The 23972-nt window shown below is 54.8% G+C and carries 20 protein-coding genes and 2 pseudogenes; 12 read left to right on the top strand and 10 right to left on the bottom strand.

Annotated features, from left to right (window positions below; translation table 11 throughout):
* Window positions 1–246 precede the first annotated feature (246 nt).
* Window positions 247–2640 (bottom strand): TonB-dependent siderophore receptor, encoded by a 2394-nt coding sequence (locus tag AC4LF3_RS19945; RefSeq protein WP_491836423.1) that lies wholly within the window; start codon window positions 2638–2640, stop codon window positions 247–249.
* Window positions 2641–3152: 512 nt separating this feature from the next.
* Between AC4LF3_RS19945 and AC4LF3_RS19940 the strand changes: the two genes are divergently transcribed.
* Window positions 3153–3308, top strand: a complete 156-nt coding sequence (locus AC4LF3_RS19940) for a hypothetical protein (protein ID WP_404628368.1) — start codon at window positions 3153–3155, stop codon at window positions 3306–3308.
* An 83-nt stretch (window positions 3309–3391) separates the two neighbouring features.
* Here the strand turns inward: AC4LF3_RS19940 and AC4LF3_RS19935 are convergent, their stop codons facing one another.
* From AC4LF3_RS19935 to AC4LF3_RS19925, 3 genes are all read right to left on the bottom strand, one after another.
* A complete protein-coding gene (locus AC4LF3_RS19935; RefSeq protein ID WP_491836421.1) occupies window positions 3392–4012 on the bottom strand; it encodes a LysE family translocator in 621 nt (206 codons plus the stop codon).
* A 188-nt stretch (window positions 4013–4200) separates the two neighbouring features.
* Window positions 4201–4788, bottom strand: a complete 588-nt coding sequence (locus tag AC4LF3_RS19930; RefSeq protein ID WP_219653397.1) for a glutathione S-transferase family protein — start codon at window positions 4786–4788, stop codon at window positions 4201–4203.
* Window positions 4788–5213 (bottom strand): VOC family protein, encoded by a 426-nt coding sequence (locus AC4LF3_RS19925; protein ID WP_026003723.1) that lies wholly within the window; start codon window positions 5211–5213, stop codon window positions 4788–4790. The genes AC4LF3_RS19930 and AC4LF3_RS19925 overlap by 1 nt, the downstream gene beginning before the upstream one ends.
* A gap of 113 nt (window positions 5214–5326) precedes the next feature.
* On the opposite strand from AC4LF3_RS19925, the gene AC4LF3_RS19920 reads away from it, so the two are divergent.
* The 3 genes from AC4LF3_RS19920 (at window position 5327) to AC4LF3_RS19910 (ending at window position 11241) form a co-directional block, all read left to right on the top strand.
* The gene (locus AC4LF3_RS19920; RefSeq protein WP_491836420.1) at window positions 5327–6235 is read left to right on the top strand and encodes a LysR family transcriptional regulator; all 909 of its coding nucleotides are present in this window, start codon (window positions 5327–5329) and stop codon (window positions 6233–6235) included.
* A gap of 816 nt (window positions 6236–7051) precedes the next feature.
* Window positions 7052–10099, top strand: coding sequence for a hybrid sensor histidine kinase/response regulator (locus AC4LF3_RS19915; protein ID WP_491836419.1), 3048 nt, complete (start codon window positions 7052–7054; stop codon window positions 10097–10099).
* 479 nt (window positions 10100–10578) lie between these two features.
* Window positions 10579–11241, top strand: coding sequence for an HAD-IA family hydrolase (locus AC4LF3_RS19910; protein ID WP_286786818.1), 663 nt, complete (start codon window positions 10579–10581; stop codon window positions 11239–11241).
* Window positions 11242–11327: 86 nt separating this feature from the next.
* Here AC4LF3_RS19910 and AC4LF3_RS19905 read toward each other — a convergent pair whose 3' ends face one another.
* The 3 genes and pseudogenes from AC4LF3_RS19905 to AC4LF3_RS19895 all read right to left on the bottom strand — a co-directional run.
* Complete coding sequence (locus AC4LF3_RS19905; RefSeq protein WP_491836417.1) at window positions 11328–13547, bottom strand: beta-glucosidase; 2220 nt, start codon at window positions 13545–13547, stop codon at window positions 11328–11330.
* Window positions 13548–14242: 695 nt separating this feature from the next.
* Window positions 14243–14677, bottom strand: a pseudogene (locus AC4LF3_RS19900) (methyl-accepting chemotaxis protein); the annotation flags it as partial.
* 114 nt (window positions 14678–14791) lie between these two features.
* Window positions 14792–15553, bottom strand: a pseudogene (locus AC4LF3_RS19895) (PAS domain-containing protein); the annotation flags it as partial.
* 325 nt (window positions 15554–15878) lie between these two features.
* Here AC4LF3_RS19895 and AC4LF3_RS19890 point away from each other — a divergent pair.
* Window positions 15879–16256, top strand: a complete 378-nt coding sequence (locus AC4LF3_RS19890; protein WP_312602290.1) for a VOC family protein — start codon at window positions 15879–15881, stop codon at window positions 16254–16256.
* 100 nt (window positions 16257–16356) lie between these two features.
* Here the strand turns inward: AC4LF3_RS19890 and AC4LF3_RS19885 are convergent, their stop codons facing one another.
* The gene (locus AC4LF3_RS19885) at window positions 16357–16698 is read right to left on the bottom strand and encodes a carboxymuconolactone decarboxylase family protein (RefSeq protein WP_026003721.1); all 342 of its coding nucleotides are present in this window, start codon (window positions 16696–16698) and stop codon (window positions 16357–16359) included.
* 152 nt (window positions 16699–16850) lie between these two features.
* Window positions 16851–17786, bottom strand: a complete 936-nt coding sequence (locus AC4LF3_RS19880) for a LysR family transcriptional regulator (protein ID WP_491836415.1) — start codon at window positions 17784–17786, stop codon at window positions 16851–16853.
* 145 nt (window positions 17787–17931) lie between these two features.
* Between AC4LF3_RS19880 and AC4LF3_RS19875 the strand changes: the two genes are divergently transcribed.
* From AC4LF3_RS19875 to nfsB, 7 genes are all read left to right on the top strand, one after another.
* Window positions 17932–18105, top strand: coding sequence for a hypothetical protein (locus AC4LF3_RS19875; protein WP_491836413.1), 174 nt, complete (start codon window positions 17932–17934; stop codon window positions 18103–18105).
* A gap of 40 nt (window positions 18106–18145) precedes the next feature.
* Window positions 18146–18697, top strand: a complete 552-nt coding sequence (locus AC4LF3_RS19870) for an ester cyclase (RefSeq protein ID WP_491836411.1) — start codon at window positions 18146–18148, stop codon at window positions 18695–18697.
* Window positions 18698–18949: 252 nt separating this feature from the next.
* Window positions 18950–19957, top strand: a complete 1008-nt coding sequence (locus AC4LF3_RS19865; protein ID WP_491836409.1) for a zinc-binding alcohol dehydrogenase family protein — start codon at window positions 18950–18952, stop codon at window positions 19955–19957.
* A gap of 21 nt (window positions 19958–19978) precedes the next feature.
* Window positions 19979–20494 carry a DJ-1/PfpI family protein gene (locus AC4LF3_RS19860; protein WP_491836408.1) on the top strand — a complete coding sequence of 172 codons (516 nt, stop codon included), beginning with the start codon at window positions 19979–19981 and terminating at the stop codon, window positions 20492–20494.
* A complete protein-coding gene (locus AC4LF3_RS19855; protein ID WP_491836407.1) occupies window positions 20491–21660 on the top strand; it encodes an L-dopachrome tautomerase-related protein in 1170 nt (389 codons plus the stop codon). Before AC4LF3_RS19860 ends, AC4LF3_RS19855 begins: the two co-directional genes overlap by 4 nt.
* Window positions 21661–21676: 16 nt before the next feature.
* Window positions 21677–22453 (top strand): glycine betaine ABC transporter substrate-binding protein, encoded by a 777-nt coding sequence (locus tag AC4LF3_RS19850; RefSeq protein WP_491836405.1) that lies wholly within the window; start codon window positions 21677–21679, stop codon window positions 22451–22453.
* A 17-nt stretch (window positions 22454–22470) separates the two neighbouring features.
* Window positions 22471–23124: an oxygen-insensitive NAD(P)H nitroreductase gene (gene nfsB, locus AC4LF3_RS19845; RefSeq protein ID WP_491836403.1), complete on the top strand. Its 654-nt coding sequence runs from the start codon at window positions 22471–22473 to the stop codon at window positions 23122–23124.
* A gap of 86 nt (window positions 23125–23210) precedes the next feature.
* On the opposite strand, the gene AC4LF3_RS19840 is transcribed toward nfsB, so the two are convergent.
* The coding region (locus tag AC4LF3_RS19840) for a ParA family protein (protein WP_019364107.1) at window positions 23211–23972 on the bottom strand (762 nt) is incomplete at its 5' end.

Below are 23972 nucleotides of genomic sequence, written 5' to 3'. Positions count from 1 at the left end.
TCCAGAACCGCGCTATGCATCCCTTATGGAGGCATGCTGAAAACCGTCGCTTAGCGCGCGGCTCGTCACTACATCAACGCAAGGCCGAGACTTGCCATAGCGCTGCACCCATGGAGCTGACAAACCAGACGCGCTTAGTCGCCGCCTGGTTTGTTCGTTATCGATATCACCTAATCGGCCTATCAATCCAAAGAACGCTAAACAGTCCTATGGGCTGGAAACTCTTTTCCAGCCCATAGAGACGCGTTACAAGCTCCACCTTAAACTGAACATGACGTTACGCGGGTCACCATAGACACCTGTACCGCTGGAGTTAGGTATGCCTTGCCAGTACTTTTCATCAAACACATTGTTCAGGTTTACCTGACCATCCCAATGTTCATTGAATTGATAGCCCGCCATAAGCCCGACCACAGCATATGAATCCTGAACGGCGCGACCGGTACCAACACGGTTATAGGTTTTGCTCTGGGCAAGCACATCTGCACCAATGCGCCAGTCGCTCAGCGCTCCGGTCAAGCGATAGGTAGTAGCCGCTTTGAACAAGTGCTTGGGTTGCTCAGGGGCAAACAAGGTACCCTTATTATAGGTTTGATCTTTCACGTATTGGCTGAGCACCAAGGTGTAGGAGGCCGAAATGTCCCAGTTGGGCGTCAAGGCACCTGACAGCTCGGTATCAATACCGCGGCTACGCACCTCTCCTGCCGCTTCATAACAGGTACGGTTCTGGTTTCGGCAAAGCGTAGGCTGATCTGGCACTGCGTATGCCCGGTTCTGCTGGGTCATATCGAACACCGCGATGGAGGCGTTCAGATTACCCTCCATGTACTCGCCCTTTAGACCGATCTCGTAGCTCTCCCCTGTCATAGGCTCAAGCGTGGACCCACTTAGATCCTGTTCGGTCTGCGGCTTGAAAATCTCGGTGTAGCTGGCATAGACCGAGTAGGTGTCATTCAGGTCATAGATAACCCCTGCATAGGGCGTCACCTCACGGGTTACCGTGTAATCCCCGGTATCGCTCGCACGGTTATCGTAGTCGTACCACGTCACGCGGCTACCCAGGATAACGTGCAGCGGATCAATGGGATTAAACCGGGCGACACCGTAAACAGCTTTTTCCGTTGCCGTATTTTTGCTCGAATAGGGAAGCCGGTCGCTCAGGCTGGGCTTGGCAATGACACCGGGATCAAAGTTGTAGGTATCAACCGGCGTTGCTGTCGGCCAGTATCCTCCTTTTTGATCAAACCGCTCTTGCCGGCGGCTGGCGCCCAATGCCAGTTCATGCTCGCGTCCAAACAACGTGAATGGGCCGGATACGGTTGTGTCCAGGTTAGTCTGTACGTCCTTGCTGTGGTATTGACCGGAAGACTGCGTATAGGCATTACCCACCGGAGGATTAAGGTAACTGGAGAAGGTATTCGATTCCGCCCAGATTCGAGCAGCTGCCAGCCTGGCACTCCAACCGTTGTCGAAACGGTGGGTGACATCGGTGAAGGCGGTAATGTTATCCCGATCCCAATATGCCCAGTCGTTACTAAGAAAGGTCGACCGCGACAGGTGCAGATTTTCCCCATTAGGCCCGGCGGGCAGGCTTCCCCAGTCCGATACGGCATCGTCGCGCTGTTTTGAGGCTCCGAGAGTCCAGGTGGTGGAGTCGCTGAGATCGGCTTCGAGGATGCCATAAAAGGTCTGCCGCTGCTTTTCTCGCTCATCAACAAAGCTGCCATCGTCTTCATAGGCTGCTACCACGCGCCCGCGCAACGTACCGCTTTCGTTCAGCTTGTTGGATGCGTCCAGCTGGGTACGGTAACGGTCCCAGCTGCCAGCGCTGGTGGTGATACTGACTTGCGGAGTAGCGGTGGGACGCTTGCGCACTAGATTCAATGTCGCTGAAGGGCTGCCAGCGCCAGTCATCAGGCCTGTAGCACCGCGCACGACTTCCACGCGATCATAGATGGCAAGATCAGCGCCGCTGATGGTATCGAGCGTAAACGTGCTAATGCTAGTGGGCAAGCCATCGTACATCAGGTTGTCGATGGTGAATCCACGCGCGAGAAACTGCTGGCGGTCTCCACCGAGTTTACGCAGTTGTATGCCGGGTGCGTATTTGACGATGTCATTGAGTTCATTAAGGGCCTGGTCGTCGATACGCTGGCGCGTCATTACACTTACCGATTGAGGCGTCTCGCGTATCGACAGAGGCAACTTGGTAGACGTACTCATGCTACCTGTCGTGTAAGAGCCGGACCCTTCTGTTGCAGCTATATCGCTGGTAATACTGCCTGAGCCCTCTGCTACTACCTGAGTGATACCCAGCTGCGCCACTTCCTCACCCGCAACCGATCCTGCCTCGGCGATAGTCAGCACGTTACCCTGAATACTGCCTACCAGATCACTCCCGGCCAACAGCGCCTGTAGTGCCACTGCAGGCTCCATCTGGCCCCGTACGGCAGGCGCTGTCTTGCCGGCCACTGCTGCCGAAGTATAGGAGACCTGAAGACCACTGGCCTGGCCTAGCTGTCTCAACGCATTTGCCAAGGGCTGGGACGCAAGATCAACTGTGATCGGGGCGGCAAGTACTGTACCGGTAGTCAACAGCGAAACGGTGAACACCAACGGCCGCAGAGGAAACGCTTTCATTATTCAGAAGTCCTTGAAAAGTGCGAGCACCGCTATACCAGGCCGAACGATGTCGATCTGGGACGTTTTGTACATATGAAAAACGGCGTACAGGCAAAACTGGCAAGATGCTATAAAAGTGACCTATCAATGTAAATGATAAATATTAACAATTAATAATCAATTACAGACATATGACGGATGCCATGGTGACTTCATGTTGTCTATGTAGTGGAAAACGCTTGAAAAATTGCTAATCGACATTGGATCTACGTCATGATGACCAGTGCAAAAAGGCATGAATGCGTATGGTTTGAAGTAACGGAAGGATTATTCTGGCCGCAGGCGGGCGAGTTGCCGGTTATATCTGCTGGTGCGAGATTGGCTTGTAAATCTTTACAGCCCTACTGCTCTCCAATCAGATAATGGAACGGCAGTTGGACCCTAACGATGCCACAACAACGCCGGTTTGAGATAAATGCCAAGCGCCTGACCTTGTCTTTGTTTCGCTCGTTGTCTCTGCCCTGACAATTATGGAATGTTGGCAGGTATGGACAGGCTACAACGAAGCGCTTGAGCAAGCCGAAGCCAATACATTCAACCTGACTCGCTCGATTGCGCAGCATGCAGAAAACAGTATCAAAGAAGCCGATACCCTGATCATAGGTGCCTCTGCTTTGTTTCAGTAGCTTAGAACACAATAGACGAGATCTAGCCTCAAGAAAGAAAGGCCGTCTAGTAAGCCGCTCTGCATCGCTAAAATTAGAGACTTTCAGCGCTTGGTGAGCGCCAGGCGGGCGGCAAAGAGGAGGAAAACGCCCCCAGTGAGTCGGTCCATCCACTGGATCACTTTTTCACGACGTAAAATCTGGGCCAATGGGCGAGTCGCACCGATCAACGCCATGGACCAGATGAATCCAATCACCACGTGAATGCTTACCAGGCCAAAGGTCCAGAGGATCAAGGGGTGTCCCTGAGGAATGAATTGAGGCAGGAAGGAGACGTAGAAAATTCCAACTTTAGGATTCAATACGTTACCCAGCATCCCTTTGAGAAACCAGTTCGTGTTCTGCACGCGGGTAGTGTCGTTGGCGGCCATTGAACTGCGGGGCCGCACAATCATATTCAAGCCCAGCCAGCACAGGTAGGCAGCGCCACAATACTTGAGCACATCATAAGCCAGCTCGGATACGGCAATTAAAGCCCCAAGGCCAAAGGCAACGGCGGCGCCCCAGATCAAACACCCCGCATTGATGCCCAGTGCTGCCCGGATGGCCTGCGCTCTTCCCTCAACAGCCGCTGTGCGTAACACCAGGGCAGTATCAAGCCCTGGCGTTAATGTAAGTAAGGTAGCAGCCAAAGTAAACGCAACGACGTTATCAATGATGGGCATGGCTCAAAGAACGGTAGAGATGAAAACCAAACCTTAGCGCGTTTTAGCGTAACCCGACTATACCGCACGTGGAGTAATTCCTTTCCGGGAGCGCAACACTCTGTCATTACGGTGTGTAGCGCCCCTGCCTGACTAACCGATCCTCAAAGGCAAACTCCTGCCTCATAGGTGCCACGCCCATAGATTGATCAAGGCTTTTGCAAATAGCCGGGCAGCGCTTCCAGCCGCCTCATCCACCGTGCGACATGATTATAAGGCTCTAGATCCACATCGCCTTCTGGCGCCAGCACGACGTAAGGATAGACCGCGCAATCTGCGATGGTTGGGCGGCCCATTGCAAGCCAGTCGTTGTGCTCCAGATGCTTGTCGAGTAGCGAGAGCGTTACCACCGCTTTCTCAAGCGCCTGCGATTTATCCAGGTCGTAGCCAAATTTCTGCACCAGCCGTGCAGCACATACGCTGTGCTGCACTTCATTGGCAGCAAACGAGAGCCACTGAACGATCTCGGCTTGGCCTTGCGGATGCGCTGGCCACCATGCCAAACCACCATATACACCTGCCAGATAGACCAGAATGGCCTGCGAGTCTCTGACGACCTGCTTGCCGTCTTCCAGGATAGGTAACTGGCCCAACGGATTCAGCTCCGACAGCGGCGGCTGCTTGTGTGCTCCGCTCAGAAAATCCACTGGCACACGTTCAAGCTCGATATTGGCCAATGACGCAAAAAGCCTCACCTTGTAGCAGTTTCCGGAAGCCTCCAGATCATACAGTTTCATCATGCATCCCCTTCAACAAGCTGATTGAACTCGAGAACGTTGCCATCGGGATCGCGGATAAACAGCGCGACGCGTCTAGGACCAATAGGATGCGGCCCTTCCGTAATCATGATCCCCTGCTCGTTCAACCACCTCTGGAGTGCCTCAAGGTCATCTACAATAAAGGCAGGATGAGTCATACCCGGCAGCTTTATCGGTTCATCCAGTAAAACATTGTGAGCATGGGGTATACGGGTCCCGTTAAAGATCAGGTTTATACGAACCCCATCAGGGCTGAGCATCTCATTGGCCTCATACCGAGGAAAATGTGCGCTCTCCATAAATCCGAGGGCCTGATAAAACGATATCGCTCGGTTTTTATCACTGACACGAATCCCGATGTGGTCGTATGAGAGAATGCGAGCAGGACTTGGTTGCTGGTTCATAGGTTGCACTCCGGTTGACATCAGGCGTTCTAGTTTCTGCTGATCCATCCGTTTCACCTATGCCGTGAACCTGAGAAGACTTATGCAGTAATTGCACAGATAAAGGCGCAGCAATGGACAAGCTCAAGGCGATGGCCAATTTCATTCGGATAGTGGAAAACGGCAGCTTGAGTTCAGCGGCAGAGGCAACCGGCCAATCGGTGGCGTCGCTTGTACGCTCACTGGCGGCCCTGGAGCGTCATCTGGGGGTTCGGCTATTGAACCGCAGTATGCGCCGTATGGCCCTTACCGTCGAGGGTGAGGAGTATCTTGCCTGGAGTCAGCGGATGCTGGCTGATGTCGACGACATGGAGCAGCGCCTGGAAGCTCGCGATGGCGTAGTTAGAGGTGTGCTCCGGCTAACGGCGCCTGTCGAATTCGGACAACACTACGTTGCACCTGTCCTAAACGACTTTCTTAAGGAGCATGAAGAAGCAAGCGCCGAACTGACTTTAAGCGACGAGATCCTCCCGCTGCTGGATGAGCGCCTCGATCTTGCCCTGCGGATCGGCCACCTTCGTGACTCGACCATGATCGCACGAAGAATAGGAGGTACCCGCCTCGTTACCTGTGCCAGCCCTAATTACCTTCGCGCCTCACCTGTCATTGATAACCCAGGCTCATTGCGTGAACATGCTTGCATCCTGTTGTCATCACAAGGCCGGCACTGGTACTACCGACACAACGGAAAGGCGCTGGCCGAATCCATTACACCTCGGCTGGTCTGCAACCAGGTTAGAGCAGCCACCCTCGCCTGCCTGCAAGGTTTGGGCATCACACGGCTGATGCATTATCAGGTTGCCGATGAGCTTGCTGAGGGTCGTTTGATTAGAGTCCTCGAATCGTTCGAACCTGCGGACCTGCCCATTCATCTGGTCTATCCGCACGCCCTGCAGCTTTCGCCCCGTGTGCGCGCCTTCGTGGACTGGGCTTGCCTGCAGCTGGAAAAACGTACACCTGATCCGCGGGTACGCCGCCTGTAAAAACCAGGCGGCCTCAGGTTTTCACACTTTCAAACACGCAGAATCAGAGGCATAACATAACGCTACCTGCTCAAGCGATACGCCTTGTTGTCCATACACTATTGAGTTTGGAGCTCGGCCTTGCAAAAAGGACAGAGCCAGGCAAGCGAGTCGCTCTCAGGATGAAGCGAATAAATACAAGCCCGGAGCTCACCGCACTCTTCGCACTCGACACGACGGTTCAGTTGGTCATCGTCATCATCAGGCATGCCAGACATAAGAACATCCATTTAATATGAGTCGGTTGTTACTAGAGGCAGACAGCATGGAATTCAGGACGGCCTCATGTCCTGAAGGCTTTTCTAGAGCCAATCAAGCCAGCCGACACTAGTAAAAGGGTAAAACACGTAAAAGGGAATAGCCGTTTGCCACCTTGATACTGCGCTTATCAAGCCAAGCCGTCTATTACCAAGAGGTATTAAAGAAGGTATAAGGCGGGGCTCAAGGCTGCGAAGATTGAAACACTGTGCTAGCTACCAGTGGCCATCCATACCGCAAATGGTTTTCATCTAGGTAATAGACTCCTGCTCGACTAACTTTCTCTTCTACTGCATGTTCCGCTGCCTGTTTCTATCGCACCCCTTCGTGGAGAATGGCCGCCTGTGCTTCAGAAAAAGGAGTCGTGTGTTTCTACCTCTTCGAATAGCTTGTATATGGCCGGATGATCAAAAGCACCGGCCGCTGCGCTAGATGTCGTATCATAAAAGGGCTTCTTCTAGTCAGCCTTGGCTGGAATGCTCGTGCGCAGCAGGCTTTACCTTTGTTGAGGATCTACCCTTGGCTTTACCCGGCAAGCTCACCCCCAAGGTTCGTCTACGCAGACGTCTTCTGACGCTTTCATTGGCAGGCATTGCGCCAATTGCGCTGATTGCCGGGCTTGGTCTCGTGGCCATCATTCATGAGCAGAAGTCGATAGCCGAGCAGCGGAGCCTCGAGGCCACGCGCCTGACAGCAACGGCAGTAGACGTTGAAATTAACCGCTCGCTGGACCTGCTACAAACCCTTTCGCAATCTCCTTTTCTCGATGATGGCAACCTCGACAGCTATCAGGAATTGGTGCGCCGTGTCGTCCCGCTGGTGCCCGGTTGGAAAACCGTCATTATTGCCACACCGGATGGTCAGGTACTGAGAAGGATTACCGCCCATCATGTGAGTGCAGACGGCCCGTTGGCAGAACCGGAAAGCTTTATGCAGGTCGTGAGCACTCTAAAACCTGTGATCGGCCAGTTGGCGGCCGGCCCCTCAGGCACATCGGCTATCCCGCTGCGTATGCCGGTCATGCGCAATGGCAAGCTGGTTTATGTCTTAACGGCGGTGCTCAAGCCTGAGGTGATCTTTAACGTTATCAACCTTCGACGTCTACCCAGCGATTGGGTCGCCACCGTAGTCGATGCCAATGGGCGCCGCATTGCGCGTACGCGCGACCATGAGAAAACCTTGGGCAAACCTGCTGCCCCTTCACTGATGGCAATGGTCAAGCAGAACACAAACGAAGGCAGCGGGCTGACACAGACGGTAGAAGGTATAAGGGTATATTCCGCCTATGTGCATTTGAAGCAGAGCGGATGGTTTGTCGCGACGGGCATTCCCGCACACGATATTGCCAAGGGGGCCCTCAAGGCGTTTGCCATTTATGGTGGAGGCCTTCTGTTGTCCCTGATTGTCGCGCTGTTGGCCACACGATACGCCTCGCGCCGCATCAATGACCCGATGCGCGCCTTGCGGCATGCTGCATTGGCCATGGGTCAGGGCCAGGCACCTCATCTACCGGAAACCGAGATTCGAGAGATCGATGACGTGGCCCAGGCGCTGATCGCATCGGCGACGGCACGCCAGGAGAGCGAGCACCAACGTGACCTTTTAGTATCACGCCTGCAAAAAGCCCAGACGGCTCTCTCACAGCAAGTCGAAGATTTGGAAGGACTCTATGCGCTCAGTCAAAGCCTGCTGCAGTTATCGTCGCTGTACGACCAGTTAAGTGCGATTCTGAACTTGGTCTGCGAGCTGCTGAACGCACCTGGAGGGTTCATCGGTTTGGAAGGTACAGCACCAGCGCCCGATCGGCTGGTCAGCAAAGGAATATCAAATGCTGCCCTACCGGTGTCATGTCTCCATGATCAGGTGCAGGGCAACCTGGTAGAGCACTCAAGCCGGCTGCGCGCTGAGGGTTTCAGAACGCATCACGATGTAACGATACGGCGTGATGGTCAGGACACACTGGGCTGGCTAACGGTGCTGTTCAGAGAGACCCATGAGCTTTCACCACGGGAGATTCGGCTGGTCGAGATCTGCGCAGCGACAGCTGCCCTCTTTATAGATCGCGCCAGCCAACAGGAAAAAGCCCGGCGCTCCGAACAGCAACTTCACGTAGCGCTTAACTCTTCAGCTATTCCCTTCGCCATTCTCTCTCCTGCTACAGAGGCACAGACATCGGCTGAAGACTTCACCCTGGTCTATATCAATGACGCTGGGGCGACGGCCCTACGCTCCCGTGCAGCGGCGCTTACAGACAAGCCCATTAGCGGAGTGCTGTCTGGTTGGGCGCAGGGCGACATCTATCATGCGCTGCGTGAAACAATGATCAGCGGCGAGCCTAGATCGCTCGAGTCGCTGGTACAAACGAGCACCTGCGAAGGCTGGTTCCATATCGTAGCCACGCCGTTCCAGAACAATATTGCTGTCTGGTTTGCCGATATCAGTGAGCGCAAACTTCAGGAGCAGCAGCTTCGCGAGGCTGATCGCCAGAAAGACGAGTTCCTGGCGACATTGGCCCATGAATTGAGAAACCCGCTGGCGCCTATTCGTCAGGCAGTCAGCCTGCTGGAAACAGGTCAAATCAGCGAAGAGCAGCGCCGGTGGAGCCAGGACGTCATCAAGCGTCAGGTGACCCATATGGGGATGCTACTGGACGATCTGCTTGATGTTTCCCGCATAACCCGCGGCAAGATCGAACTACGTAAGCAGCCCACGCAGCTAGCCTCTGTGATACGTGCCGCCGTCGAAACGACTAAGCCTTTGTTCGAGACGAAGGGGCACACGCTGACTGTCGAGCTCCCTTCAGACTCTATCGCTCTGAATGTGGACCCGTTACGACTGGAACAGATTCTGATCAACCTGTTGAGCAACGCAGCCAAATATACGCCCCAGAAAGGTCGGATTACGGTTACCACAGCCCTTAATGGCAACAAGGCCTGCATCACTGTTTCAGATAATGGGATTGGTATTGAGCCTGACGCCCTGGCCTCCCTGTTCGAGATGTTTGTACAGGTTCCCAGATCCAGCGAAGAAACCAATAGCGGATTGGGTATTGGATTGGCCCTGGCTCAATCCCTGGCTCAACTGCATGACGGCACGCTTACTGTTGCTAGTGAGGGCTCAGGCAAGGGCGCCTGCTTCACCCTCAGCCTGCCTTATGATGAGACCCTGGAGGCACCGCACGACGTCGTCTCAGCGCCTGCCATCTCGACAGCGGCCCATCGCCGCATCGTAGTTGCCGATGACAACCCTGACATAGCGGAAACCATGGCCGAGCTACTGCGCCTGGAAGACCATGAGGTCTCATTAGCCTACAACGGCTTTCAGGCGCTGGAGCTGTTCAAAACGCTCAAGCCCGACGTGATGCTGCTGGATGTAGGTATGCCCGGCATGACGGGGCATCAGGTCGCTCAGGCTATTCGGGCATTGCCGGAGGGCAGACACACGCTGCTTATCGCGATCACGGGATGGGGACAGGATCAGGATAAGGAAAAGGCCCTGCAGGCCGGCTTCGACTACCACTTTACCAAGCCAGTAAGCATTGCCGATATTTATGCCCTGCTCCAATAGCCAAACGTTATCTGGAAAGAACGCATGGCTCATAGCATGACACTTTCAAACCCTGCTCTGGAGCACCGGCGGGCCATATCGCACCGAAGAGGCAGACGCTCAATGGCCTTGCTCTGGTTGTCATGAGGAAGACTGCATAGCGGGCGCCATCGCCGAAGCCTGGGGTGGCCTGTATTACCTGGAGCGGTTAGCGAAGGTACAGATACGCGCAATGAGCACAGGCAGGTAAGCTCTTTGCTCGCGTGACCCTGCGATCATACGTAAGACCGCCGAGCAGATGCGCGAAGGCGATCTGGAAAGCGCTCGTCTGCACCTTGCCAGCATCAAACGGATGCTGGATCGTCATGAACCGAACTATGCAACGTAGTAGGAGCAGATCCCGCTCCGGCGATGCAGAGCGGAACACACTTACTGACGCACTAGGGACGGGTTCGGTACTATGCGGTACGCCACTTACTCACCTATTCCGAGAGCTACGGATGACATTGCCCACGCGACCCTATTCTGCCTTTCTTTTTGATATGGATGGCACACTGCTGACCAGCATCGCCTCCGCTGAGCGTGCCTGGACGCAGTGGGCATTGGGTCATGGCCTTGACCCGGCTGACCTTATTGCCGTCATGCATGGCGTACGCGCCGTGGAAACCGTTCGCCGTTTTGCGCCACCCGGCGCGGACATTGAGGCAGAGACGCGGGCCATTACCGAGGCCGAGATAGCCGACACCTCGGATGTAAGGGAAATTGCGGGAGCGGCAGCCTTTCTTGCCAGCCTGCCGGAAGGCCGCTGGGCACTAGTGACCTCAGCCTCACGTCGTCTGGCTGAGGCACGCCTTGCCGCGGCGGGTATGGCGCTGCCTGCCGTCATCATTTCGTCTGAGGACGTTGAGCATGGCAAGCCCGCCCCTGACTGCTTCCTGGCAGGCGCCAAAGCCCTTGGGGTCGATATCAGTGAGTGTCTGGTATTTGAGGATACTCATGCAGGCATTACGGCGGCGCAGGCTGCTGGCGCCGATGTAGTGGTCATTACGGCTACTCACAAAACACCACTGGATGTCGCCCATCCTGGCCTTGCGCACTACGCGGATGTGCGTATCAAGCATGAGGCGGAAGGCCGGTTCCGACTGGTTACGGCGAGCAATTGAGATAACAGGGCAGGCCTCTAGATGTCACTGTCAGGCCCACCCGTAACTGGCAGGCGCGCCGCAGCACAGGCTACGGCGCTTACCTTTTAGGGTGCCAGATAACGCTCGTCGAGCCGTACTCGCACCTTGTGCGGACGATCCATTGCATTAGCGCCTGCACTTACGTTGTAACTCTCTGCATGGATATGCCAGCTGTTGAACCGCTCATCGAACCGGGCAACCAGACGCGGATCAACCGTCACTTTTACCCGCTTGGTATGCCCTGGCTTGAGCTCAACGCGATCCCAGCCTACCAGGCGACTCGTGAATCCGTTTTTCCTGGATGGGTTTTCGATATAGAACTGCGGCGTATCGATACCCTTAACCCGCCCACAGTTGGTGATGTCCATGCTCAGCACCAGCTTGCTGCCACGTGTTTCGGCATTGAGGTTACTGTATTTGAACTGGGTATAGGACAGTCCATAGCCGAACGGAAATAGCGGCTTCTTGCCCTCTCGCTCATACCATTTGTAGCCCACGTCAGCACCTTCAATGTTGTAGTTCTCTGAGAAAAACTCATCAGGTACTACAAAGGGACTGGAGGTTGTAGTTGAAGGGTCACGCATGGTAGGCCGTGGCAGTTGGCTTTCATCCTGGGGAAAGGTAACCGGCAAGCGGCCAGACGGGTTGACACTACCAAACAGGACACCCGCAATGGCCTCACCGCCTTTGGCTCCGGAATACCAGGCCTCCAGTACTGCTGGCACTCGGTTGAGCCAAGGCATCTTTACGGGTCCGCCTGTCTCAAGCACAACGGTTGTTCTTGGGTTGGCCTTAGCAACCACTTCAATTAAGGCATCCTGATTATCAGGCAGGCTTAAATCAGGAACATCGACTCCCTCGGTTGCCCATTGCCGAGCGAAGAAGATAACGGCATCTGCGCCTTTGGCCAGTCTGGCAGCCCGCTGAATATCCTCTCCGCTGTCATACACAACCTGGGCGCGCGGCGCTTCAGCCTGAATAGCCTTTAAAGGTGATGAGGGATGATAGACCTGGCTGACATAATCAGAACCCGCCGGCAGAATCAGGCTTCCGATGGGTGTCACCTGGGCAGAGCCGCCACCTGATAAAACACCGGCATCCGCATGGCTACCTATCACAACGATACGTCTTAACGTACGTGAGAGCGGTAACTGATTACGGTCGTTTTTCAGAAGCACGATACCCTGCTCTGCCGTCGCCTTAGCCACCTTGGCATGAGCCTTGAAGTTTATGTCGGTCAGCTTGGGCGGATGATCAACCGCGCCCACAGCAAACAGGCTGCGCACCACGCGCATGGCCATATCATCCAGCCGCTCCTGGGAGACACGCCCTTCCTGCACAGCCTGCTTCAAAGGCTCGCCAAAGTAGATGACTGGGTCCAAATTTTCACCGGACTCCTGATCCAGTCCCGCAAGCGCTGCTTTCTCTGTACTGGCAGTAGCGCCCCAGTCAGACATGACCCAGCCCTTGTACTTCCAGTCACCCTTCAAGACCTGATTGATGAGAAAGGCATTTTCCGAGGTATAGGTGCCGTTGTATTGGTTATAGGAAGTCATCACCGAGCCCGGCTGACCTTTTTCGATAGCCAGCTCGAAGGCCAGGAGATCGGACTCACGTGCGGCCCCTTCCTTGATATCGGAGCTCACCGCCACGCGGCCCGTCTCCTGAGCGTTCAAGGCATAGTGCTTGATCGTCGAGACAACGTGCTTACTCTGTATCCCTTTGATGGAGTAGCCTCCCATGATGCCTGCCAGCAGAGGATCCTCTCCCACGTTCTCGAAATTACGACCACTGCGGGGTTCCCGAACCAGATTGACGCCGCCAGCCAACATGACATTGATACCTTTGGCATGCGCTTCGGTGCCGATAACCTTGCCACCTCGGTAAGCCAAATCAGGGTCAAAAGTAGCAGCCAGCATGATGCTGGAAGGCAAGGCCGTGGCATTGTCATCTGGGCGAATGTTTGAGGGGTTGGCCACCCCCATGCTGGCGTCACTTTCCTGCAACGCAGGAATACCAAGGCGAGGAACCCCTGGTGCATAGCCTGCTGAGCCGACAGCTCCGTCAGGCTTGGGCGTATTGCCGATTGGAAACGGAAAGCCCACTTGGGTGTGCAAGAGTGAAATCTTTTCGTCGATCGTCATCGCCTTGACAGCAGCTTCGGCACGACGGTCTGCTGAATCTTTATGGTCAGTTGAGTGGGCCGCCCAACCATGCTCAACGTTAAATAAAGCAGCACCCACTATTGCAAGCGAAAAACAACTACGCAGGTTTGTTATTTTCATGTCTTATCCCGAGCCGAGCGATTACCTTCTTATTGAATGTGCTTGGGATGTATCACTGCTTAAAGACCTATCCTAAACACGTTTGTCCGGAGCGTAATGAATGGGATATAGGGAATAGATGACGATGACGCCGAGCCCTTACTGATCCTTGAATTCAATCCTTCTTCTCTGTCCTTGATCGATACTCAACCGGTCGGCTCAGCTTACGTTTCTTTAACACACCGCTCTTCCGTCTAGAGGCTGAAAGGCCCTCCTCCTTCTAGCCGAGGAGAGCCGGCCTGCGTGACCAACCGGGAGACAAAGGACAGGATAACCAGGCGATCAAATCCATGATGCTGCTTATAACGCTCAGGCAATACAGGTGCGGTACTTTACAGAGGCTCAGCATCAACTACCGTAACGGCATGACAGGAATACTCTTCTTTACGGCAGGCTTTCGCTGCTAAAGCGAGGCTATTTTACAGGCAACAAAAAACCCGCCGAAGCGGGTTTTTGCTGACCGTGCTCGATATCCGTATCAAGCTGCCATCCTGGCTTGGTCATCATCCTTGACCTGACTGAGCGCGTCCTGCGCTCCATCCAATATGTGTAGATTAGGACATGACTTAGCTGAGTAATAGCGCTGCTTTTCCAACGCTTGTGTAAGCCTTTTGCTATAGATAAAGCAGCTTGGCCCTACACCAGACTTATACCGACTAGAGCTCACTGGCAAACCGTTTGACTGCTCCCACGACCTGTTTTGCCCCATCCTGAATCTCGACGATCGCCGTACCGGCCTGTGCAGCCAGATCCAGTCCCCGCGCGGCCTGTTCACGGCTACTGGCCATGCTACGTACGGCGGTTTCGGTCATCTTCTGATTCTGCTGCACGACGCCTACAATTTCTTCAGTCGCCGAGCTGGTACGCCCTGCCAGTTGCCGTACTTCGTCAGCGACCACGGCAAAGCCTCGCCCCTGCTCGCCGGCACGAGCGGCTTCGATTGCGGCATTGAGCGCCAGCAGATTGGTTTGTGCAGCAATGCCACCAATCGTCTGGACGATGGAGTTGATCAGCAGTGACTGACGGTCCAGCGCTTCGATCCCCTCGGCAGCAGCTTGCATTTCAACCGAAATCTGCTGCATGGTTTCGACGGCATTATTCACGACCGCAGCGCCCCGCTGAGCGATGATGTCTGTTTGCCTGGAGATATCAAAGGCTATTCCGGCCGCTTCGCGCACCTCGGCCTCCCGAAGTACCTGATCCGTCACGACTGTTGCGAATTTCACGACCTTGTAAAGCCGGTTATGTGAGTCATAGACCGGGTTGTACGTGGCCTCGAGCCAGACTTCGGCACCGTGGCTATCGACTCGCCTGAAGCGGCCGGCAACAAATTCGCCCCGGTTCAGCTTGGCCCAGAACGCCTCATACTCTGCAGAGGATGCTTCTTGCTGTGTGCAGAAAATACGGTGGTGCTTACCTGCTATCTGCGGCTCTGAATACCCCATCGTCCTGAGGAACAAGTCGTTGGCTTTGATCACCGTACCGTCAAGGTTGAATTCAATGACTGCAGTAGAGCGCAGCAACGCATTGATAAAATGCTCGTTCTCCTTGGCTAGTTCGATGGTTTTGGTCACTTCCTCGCCAAAGCCCTGGATATAGGAAAGCTTATTCTCTTGGTCGCGGACAGGTTGCCAATGGATGTTTAGCCAAGCGAGCGTGCCATCCTTGCGGATATAGCGATATTCGTCACTGACCGGGAGCCCTTTGGCAACGGCTGCACGAAAATTGTGGAAGCATGGCAGCGTCTTCACATAGGGAGGCACGATATCCGCCATCGGACGCCCTATCACCTGGTCAGCCGAGTAGCCCAGCGTCTGAAGAAATTTGCTGTTGGCACTCTGAATACGGAACTCAGGATCAAGGGTCAAGGCAACCATGGAGTCATTCATTCCATTGACGATCTGACGTAACGCTGTCAGCTCTTCGGCCTGGACTTGCAAGTCCTTTTTCAAGCGAGCATTGAACATGATGCACCGGCTAAACCAAGAAAGGGGTCGATGGTTAACGGCAGGGCTGGAGTATTTCTTGAGTAGCCAAAGGCAACTTTTTTCTTAATATCCAAGGTACATCAAATCGCTCTAGCTGAATGCTTTCAGCATAGAACTCATGAGCAACGGCGGCTAACTTGGTTACCTGTTTACTTTGCTCAAATGTGTCTTTCAAGTATGTACATATATGTGGGCTGGTATTATAGCTTGATAAGTCTGTTGAATGCGCCGTTGTTGGACGAGGCCACAGCAAAGGCTCTATAAATCGCACCATTGTCAGCGTCCGATGCACAAGAGGTACGCCATGCAGATCGACAGGATCGACCACCTTGTTTTGACCGTTCGCAACCTTGAGCGGACCTGTGACTTCTATACTCGTGTGCTGGGCATGGACGTCATCACATTTGGCGAAGGACGTAAGGCCTTGGCGTTTGGCGAGCAGAAATTCAACCTGCATGAAGCGGGAAAGGAACTCGAGCCCAAAGCCGAGAGGCCGGCACCGGGTGCCGTCGACATTTGCCTGATTACCCGTATGCCTATTGAGGATGTCGTGACCCATCTGCATTCGACAGGCGTTACAGTGATTGACGGACCGGTACGGCGTACCGGTGCCACCGGAGCAATCGTCTCGGTTTATTTTCGGGACCCGGACGGTAACCTAATCGAGGTATCGAATTATTAGTTACCTTCAAAGGAAACTTTTACAAAAGCATCCTGGCAGCGAATCGATATCGTCAAAATTCGATCGGCGGCCAGGAGTACTGCAAGGAGATCCGCTTTCGCTACACGGAAGTCTTGGCCGCGTACGCATCCATTACACGGGCTGAATACACCATAGCCGCACCCGCATTGATTGCTACCGCTACGCCCAGCGCTTCGGCAATTTCTTCTTTACTGGCGCCTTTCTTGATAGCGGCATCGGTATGGACCGTGATACAGCCATCGCATTGACGGGTGACGGCAACGGCCAGCGCAATCAACTCACGCGTCTTGGCATCTAGGTGGTTGGTCTTGTTACCCGCCTCGCTCAAGAGCGAGTAACCGCGCACCGTATCAGGGCTCAGCTTGCCAATTTCGCCAATGGTGCTAACCAGTTGCTTCTGATAGGTGTTCCAGTCGTACATCATGGTGATTCTCCTGCTATCGGTTGGAGTGATGCGCTCACACTGTTGAAAAGCGGTATCGGAGCGTCTATAACGATAGTAGGAGTGCTCGTAGTGGACAAACACCACCACAACGCGATAACACTTTCACTCGATTCAAGAAAATAGTGTTATCAGGCAATACGTTTCGTATCGAGCATGGAATAGGCCTGAATCAGGTCTGCAAATCCCGACTTGAGCCACTCATACAGTAGCCTGACGCCAGGAGAGAATTGCTTGCGGTGCGGGCAAACCATATGCAGCGCACAGCTCTCGCCGGGAATCTCCGGCAGCAGGACCTCCAACCGCCCGGCTAATACATCTGCACTGACATCCAGCCATGACTTGTAGATAATCCCTTCGCCCTCAAGTGCCCACCGGCGAACAATATCAGCATCATCACTCATCAGCGGGCCTTTGACGGTGATGGTTTCACGGCGACCGTTGACGTCGGGAAAGACCCAATTGTCATACACCCGACCATTGAGCATATAAAGCAGGCAAGGGTGCTCCGCCAGATCCTTGAGAGAGGCCGGCCGCCCGTGCCGCTCGAGGTAAGCAGGGGACGCGGCCAGCACCCGCCGATTCTCGGGCGCCAGTGGTAAGGCAATAAAGCTTGCGTCCTCCATCATTCCGTAGCGCAAGGCCACATCAACCGGATCGCGAAAGACATTCGCCACCTGATCGGACAGAAACAACCGAAGCGCAAGACGAGGATGCTCGCGGCGAAATGCCGTGAGTCGTGGCAGGAGCACGTTACGTCCCAGGTCTGAAGGTGCAGCCACCTGTATGACGCCCTCTAGAGCAGTGCTTTCCGGTTGAAGCCGCTCGCGCCCCTCCCTGAGTGTACTGAGCACATCATTGGCATAGGGCAAGTACCGCTCCCCCTCCCCTGTCAGCCGGAGGCTGCGTGTTGAGCGCGCAAAGAGACGGATATCAAGCTCGCGTTCAAGACGTTGAATTGCAGCACTGACCTGTCCTGGCAGGAGATCCGCCTCTCTGGCCGCCGCCGAAAAACTGCCAAGCGCTGCCGTGCGAACAAACAAGGCCAGATCGTCGAAACGGATCATTTTCACTCCTCCTGAGAAAGTGCTGCTTGATTCTGCGGGTTTTTTTGGAGCTTGGCGACAGTGAAGATGCGGTCATGGCATGCAACGTCCCGATGCGAACGTAGCGACCCATCCCGTTATCCCGACACCACCTCAAGGAACTCTCATGCGCCGCTTACTCGTTGAAGATACATCCGCCGAAGCCCAGTTCGAAAAAGACCGCGACACAGCCGAGAAGTGTACAGAGGCGAAGCCGTCATGCCATGACAAGAGCCCAACGCTGCCAACACTCGAAGCGGTAATAGAGCCGCCTTTCTGGATCACCAATGGTCTGCCTTGATCACCCACAAACCCATCCGGTTTCAGAATGGAGATATTCCATGCCTAACACTTCTCGTTTTTCCCTGGCCGTTACAGCGGCATTTGCGTTATCCGCACTGCTTGCTGGCTTTACCCCTCAGGCTCAGGCTGCTAGCAACCCCTTGATTGAGCCTCGTGTGCTGATTGTTGACCCGGCGGCACAAGCTGATGCATCGGTTCAGGCAGCACGTCGATATGGCACTTTCTGGGCCACAGGTAACGAAGGGTTGGCCCGGGAGGCGCTTGCGCCTCAGTTCATGGATCGCACCCTTCCGCCAGGCAGAGCTCAAGGAGTAGAAGGGCCTCTGGCGGCCTCGAAGGCTTTTCGCGCCGCCGTACCGGATCTGGATTGTCAGATCGAGCAGATGATCGTGGCGGGTGATCGGGTTGTGGCGCATCTGCGTTTTACCGGTCACTTCAGCGGGCAATTCCAGGGTATTAAAGGCAAGGGACAACCGATTGATTTTATCGCGACCGACATCTACCGCATCGCCAATGGCCGCATCCAGGAGAACTGGCACATCGAAGATAACCTGACCCTTTTGCAGCAACTGGGTGTGGTTGGAGCATAGCGGTAAAAATTCAGACGTCATCTTTTTCCAGCCCCGGCTCCGTCAAGGAAACCGGGGCTTTGTTTTTCCTGGAGGGTTCCCTGGCGCGGCGTCAAAGCACTCATGCAGTATTGCTTTCCGCTTACTTCACTCCATTTTCACTGCGCCAGTGAAAGTCCTGCCCGTTTCGATGGCTGTTTGCTCCCGTCGTGAATCGCGATGATGGCTCCACGGTTAACGCCCCTGTTCGTATGTTCACTTATGGAGTCCAGCATGAAAGCGATTGCCTATACCCAGCATGGCCTGTCCATCGATGATTCTCGCTCGCTGGTTGATATCGAGCTGCCCACGCCAACCCCTGGTCCACACGATCTTCTAGTTGAGGTTCAGGCCGTTTCGGTCAATCCTGTCGATACCAAAGTCCGTGGTGGCTCGGCTACTGACACGCCGCGCGTGCTTGGCTGGGATGCGGTGGGCGTCGTACGTGAGGTGGGGTCAGAGGTGACACTCTTCCAACCGGGTGATGACGTTTACTATGCCGGCTCGATTACCCGCCCTGGCACCAACAGTGAGTTTCATCTGGTGGATGAGCGTATTGTAAGCCGCAAGCCCGCCTCGCTAGGTGCGGCCGATGCCGCTGCACTCCCTCTGACATCCATAACCGCCTGGGAATTGCTCTTTGATCGACTAGGCATTCTGGAGAACGGTGGCAAAGGCGAAAGTCTTCTGATAGTCGGCGCCGCAGGCGGGGTCGGCTCAATCCTGACGCAACTGGCCCGACAGCTCACCCAACTTACCGTTATCGGTACGGCTTCGCGCCCTGAAACCCAGGAATGGATCCGAGCGCTTGGCGCGCACCATGTGATTGACCATAGCCAGCCACTCACTGAAGAACTGGCTCGCATCGGTCTCAAGGAGGTCAGCCATGTTATCAGCCTGACTCATACCGATAGCCATTTCCCACACCTTATCGAAGTGCTTCGCCCACAAGGGCGCCTCGCGCTAATCGACGATCCCGATACGCTGGACGTAGTACCCATGAAGCGCAAATCCCTGTCATTGCACTGGGAGTTGATGTTTACCCGCCCGATGTTCGAAACATCCGACATGATCCGCCAGCATGAGCTGCTGAACCGGGTAGCGGAGCTTATCGACCAAGGCGTGCTGCGCTCTACGCTAGGAGAGCATTTCGGCCGGATCAATGCGCACAACCTGCGCCGTGCCCACGCCCTTATCGAGAGCGGGAAGGCCAAAGGCAAGCTTGTCCTGGAAGGCTTTTAGCCTCTGATAAGGAGTAGCCCCATGTCACGTATTGCTGCAGTCAGCACGACAACATCCCTGCTTCCGAAGGACATGCTCGACATCGTGTCCTTCTGGCGGCAGGCAGGTCATGAAACCTGTATGTTCTTGTGCGATGACCAAGCTCCTCTGGCACATATTGACCCTGTCGAATTCGACGCCCTGGTAGTGCTTGGTAGCAGCGATACGCTTTGCCCACTCGGTTACAACGAGTCGCTATGGAGTAGCGTGCAAGGCTTCGATGCCATCAAGAAGACGGTTGCCGGCATAGGGACTGGGGCATTGGTACTGGCCCATGCCGGCCTGCTGGTTGGCAAGCGTGCCACCTGCAACCCAACACCCGCTGTGATCGCTGACCTCAAACTACACGGCGCCCTATACAGCAATGAATCACCGGTCGTGGCCGGCTGGATCGTAACAGCGACACGAGGGGGCACTCATTCTTTTGCCGAAGCCGTTTTGGATAACTTAGCCGCCGCCAAGGCACCCCGTTTTCATTTACAAGGAGCCACCCAATGAAGCATTTGATTCCCACCCTGCTGGCCGCAACCATTGCCGCCGTGAGTACGTTGTCGTTTGCGGCAGGTCCTGCATCACAGGACCTGCCACATGAGACATCCATTGGCCAGCTGGAACCTGTGTTTGCGTTCTATGACGCCATGCCGACCGGCGTTACGGTTTCCGAGCAAGGCCGCCTCTTTGTCAATTTCCCACAATGGGGGGACAACGCACCCTTCAGCGTTGGCGAAATACGTGACGGCAAGGTAGTCCCCTACCCTGATCAGGCCATCAATACGCCTGACCAAAAGGCACCGGCCAGGCACTTCATCAGCGTGCAAAGCGTTGTAGCGGACGGACAAGGACGTTTGTGGGTACTAGATACTGCTGCGCCGAAGTTCAGTGCTCCTCAACCTGGCGGCGCCAAACTGGTCGCGATCGACCTCAAGAGCAATAAGGTTGTGAAGACGCTGGTTTTCCCTGCCAACGTCATCCTGCCGAGTACGTATGTCAATGACATGCGCTTTGACTTCCGTACCGGGAAGGAAGGTACGGTGTATGTCACCGACTCGTCTGTCAGCGGGCCGGGCGCCATCATTGTCATGGACATCGCCACCGGCAAGGCGACTCGCCGCCTTGATGGAGACGTCTCGACCTCTGCCGACAAGCGTTTTATTCCTACCGTGGAAGGCGAAGCCATGCTGGCACGCGGCGCAGATGGAACCGCTAAACCGTTTGGTGTGGCATCCGATGGTATTGCCCTGTCGCCGGACGGTCAGACCCTTTACTTCAGCCCACTTTCGAGTCGCCACCTTTATGCAGTGCCAACCCGTCTGTTACGGGATGAGCATGTGACTGAAGCACAGCTATCGGCTGCGGTACTGGATATGGGCGAGAAAGGCGCCTCCGATGGCCTTGAAGCCGATGCCAATGGTGCCGTCTATGCCAGTGACTACGAGCACAACGGTATTCGCAAACGGCTTGCCGACGGCACTTGGCAGACCATCGTCCACGATCCTCGTGCAATCTGGCCTGACACCCTGTCCATCGGGCCGGATGGCTATCTCTATTTCACGGCTAATCAGCTAAATCGCCAAGCTGGCTTTCATGGCGGCAAGGATCTGCGTACCAAGCCTTACAGCCTGTTCCGTGTGAAGATCAACGCCGCTCCGGCGCCAACCCGCTGATACGGGAGAGCTCATCATGCATAATCCGATTCGTATAGGTCATATTGGGCTGAGCTTTCATGCCGCCAGTGCCGCCGTGGTTCAACGCATTGTTGAGCGTCATGGCTATCGCGTAGAGAGCGTAGCTGCTCCCCATGAAGCTATGTTCAAGCACTATGGCGCTGGGGAGGTGGACTTTTTGGTATCGGCCTGGCTACCGGCCAGTCATGGGGGCTATCTGGCCCCCTATGCCGAACAGACCCGTACCCTGGGCGTTCTGTATCAGCCGTACTGTATCTGGGGCGTGCCGGACTATGTGCCTGCCGAGGCGGTGGCAAGCATCGATGATCTGAAGCGACCTGACGTTGCGACACATATGAGTCTGCTGATACAGGGCATCAATCCGGGAGCCGGTATCAGCCGCTTTTCGCGCGACATCATCGAGCAGTATGGCCTTGATCAAGTTGACTATCACTTCGCCAACGGTACGCAAGCCCAGTGTTTCGAGCGATTCGAGCAGGCCGTAGAGCGTCGCGAATGGATCGTCGTCCCCCTCTGGCACCCTCAGTTCCTGCATTACCGCTACGCCATCCGGGCGCTACACGAACCACGCGGCCTTCTGGGTGGCCAGGATGACGCCACGCTGATTGTGCGCGAAGAAACGGCTGCCCATCTGGCGCCGGCACTGCTTGATGAGCTTTCTCAGCTCTCGCTGGGAAACGCCACAGTCAGCGAACTCGATTACTGGATCTGCCGGGAAGGGCTTTCGCCTCTGGAAGCGGCTGATCGCTGGCTGGCCCAATCTTTCACCTGACCTGAGAGAAGATACCTATGAATCTATCTACATTACTTAGTCAGCGGTACACCACCAAGGCGTTCGACCCTTCGCGAAAGATACCGCACGCCACGCTTGAAGAACTGCTTGGTTTGCTACGACAGAGCCCTTCATCTGTAAACTCACAGCCCTGGCATTTCGTGGTTGCCTCAACTGACGAAGGCAAGGCTCGCTTAGCCGTCTCGACACAAGACACGTTTGCCTACAACCAGCCCAAGGTGCTCAATGCGTCCCACGTCATAGTGCTCTGCACACGCACCGATATGACCGAAGAACATCTTGGCGTCATCCTGGAGCAGGAAGATATCGCTGGTCGCTTCCGGTCTGAAGAAGCCAAGGCCACACAGGACAAAAGCCGTCGTCATTACGTGAGTCTACATCGCTACGACCAGAAGGATTTGCAGCATTGGATGGAAAAACAAACCTACCTGGCCCTGGGAACGCTATTGCTGGGTGCTGCCAGTCTGGGTGTCGATGCCACGCCTATGGAAGGTTTCGACTCTCGCAGACTGGATGAAGAGCTCGGCCTTCGTGAACAGGGCTTCACAAGTCTGGTTCTGGTAAGCCTTGGCTATCGAGCCGATTCAGACTTCAACGCGAGCCTGCCCAAGTCACGCTTGCCAGCTGAGCGCCTTTTCACTTATGTATGAACGGGCCAGGTGCCAGACAAAGAAACTGTTTGGCGCCTACCCTTTTGGATACAGGCATGAGCAGCTTGCCTTAATCACATATGCCGCTATCGCTCCAGCCAGTCGAATAACGCCTTGTATTGTTGGGTCAGCTTGTGGCCAGGGTCCAGATGGATAAGCGGCTTGCTCTGCTGGTGGGACTCTTTCATCTTGACCGACCCCATAAGGTACGTCGGGATAATCGGCATGTCCGTCTTTTCCAGTTCACCTAACAGCGCTCGGGGAACACCGGCATTGGCCTGAAACTGATTGACGACGATACCTTCCACACGCAAACGATCACTAAAGTCCTCCTTGATCTCTTCAATATCAAGAAAGAGCTCACGTAACGCATTAAGCGAAAACGTATCGCAATCAAAGGGAATAAGGCAGCGGTCGGCTGCAATCAGGGCCGATACACTATAAAAATTCAGCGCCGGTGGTGTATCGAGATAGATACGATCGTACTCCTCAATCAATTTCTCAAGGTACTTTCCCAGCTTCTGGATCTTATATTTGGCTTCGAGCTTCATTTGAATATCTTCCAGCTCGCGGGAAGCCGTGATGATGCTCAGATTATGAAAGGGCGTCTCGAGAATAGAAGCCTTGGCTTTCTTGGCGGAATCAGAAACCGTTTGCTTGAAGAAGTCGGCAATACCGGCCGGAATCTCGTCGCCTACAAAGCCTGTCAGATAATGAGTGGAATTGGCCTGTGGGTCCAGGTCAATCAGAAGTGTGCGAAAGCCCTCAGCTGCGCTGATGGCGGCGAGGTTGCAGGCAATACTGGTCTTGCCCACGCCTCCCTTTTTGTTGAAAACCGCTCTGATCAT

The organism is Pseudomonas sp. C2.3V (assembly GCF_058536325.1).
This window is presented reverse-complemented; position numbering and strand designations above follow the sequence as displayed.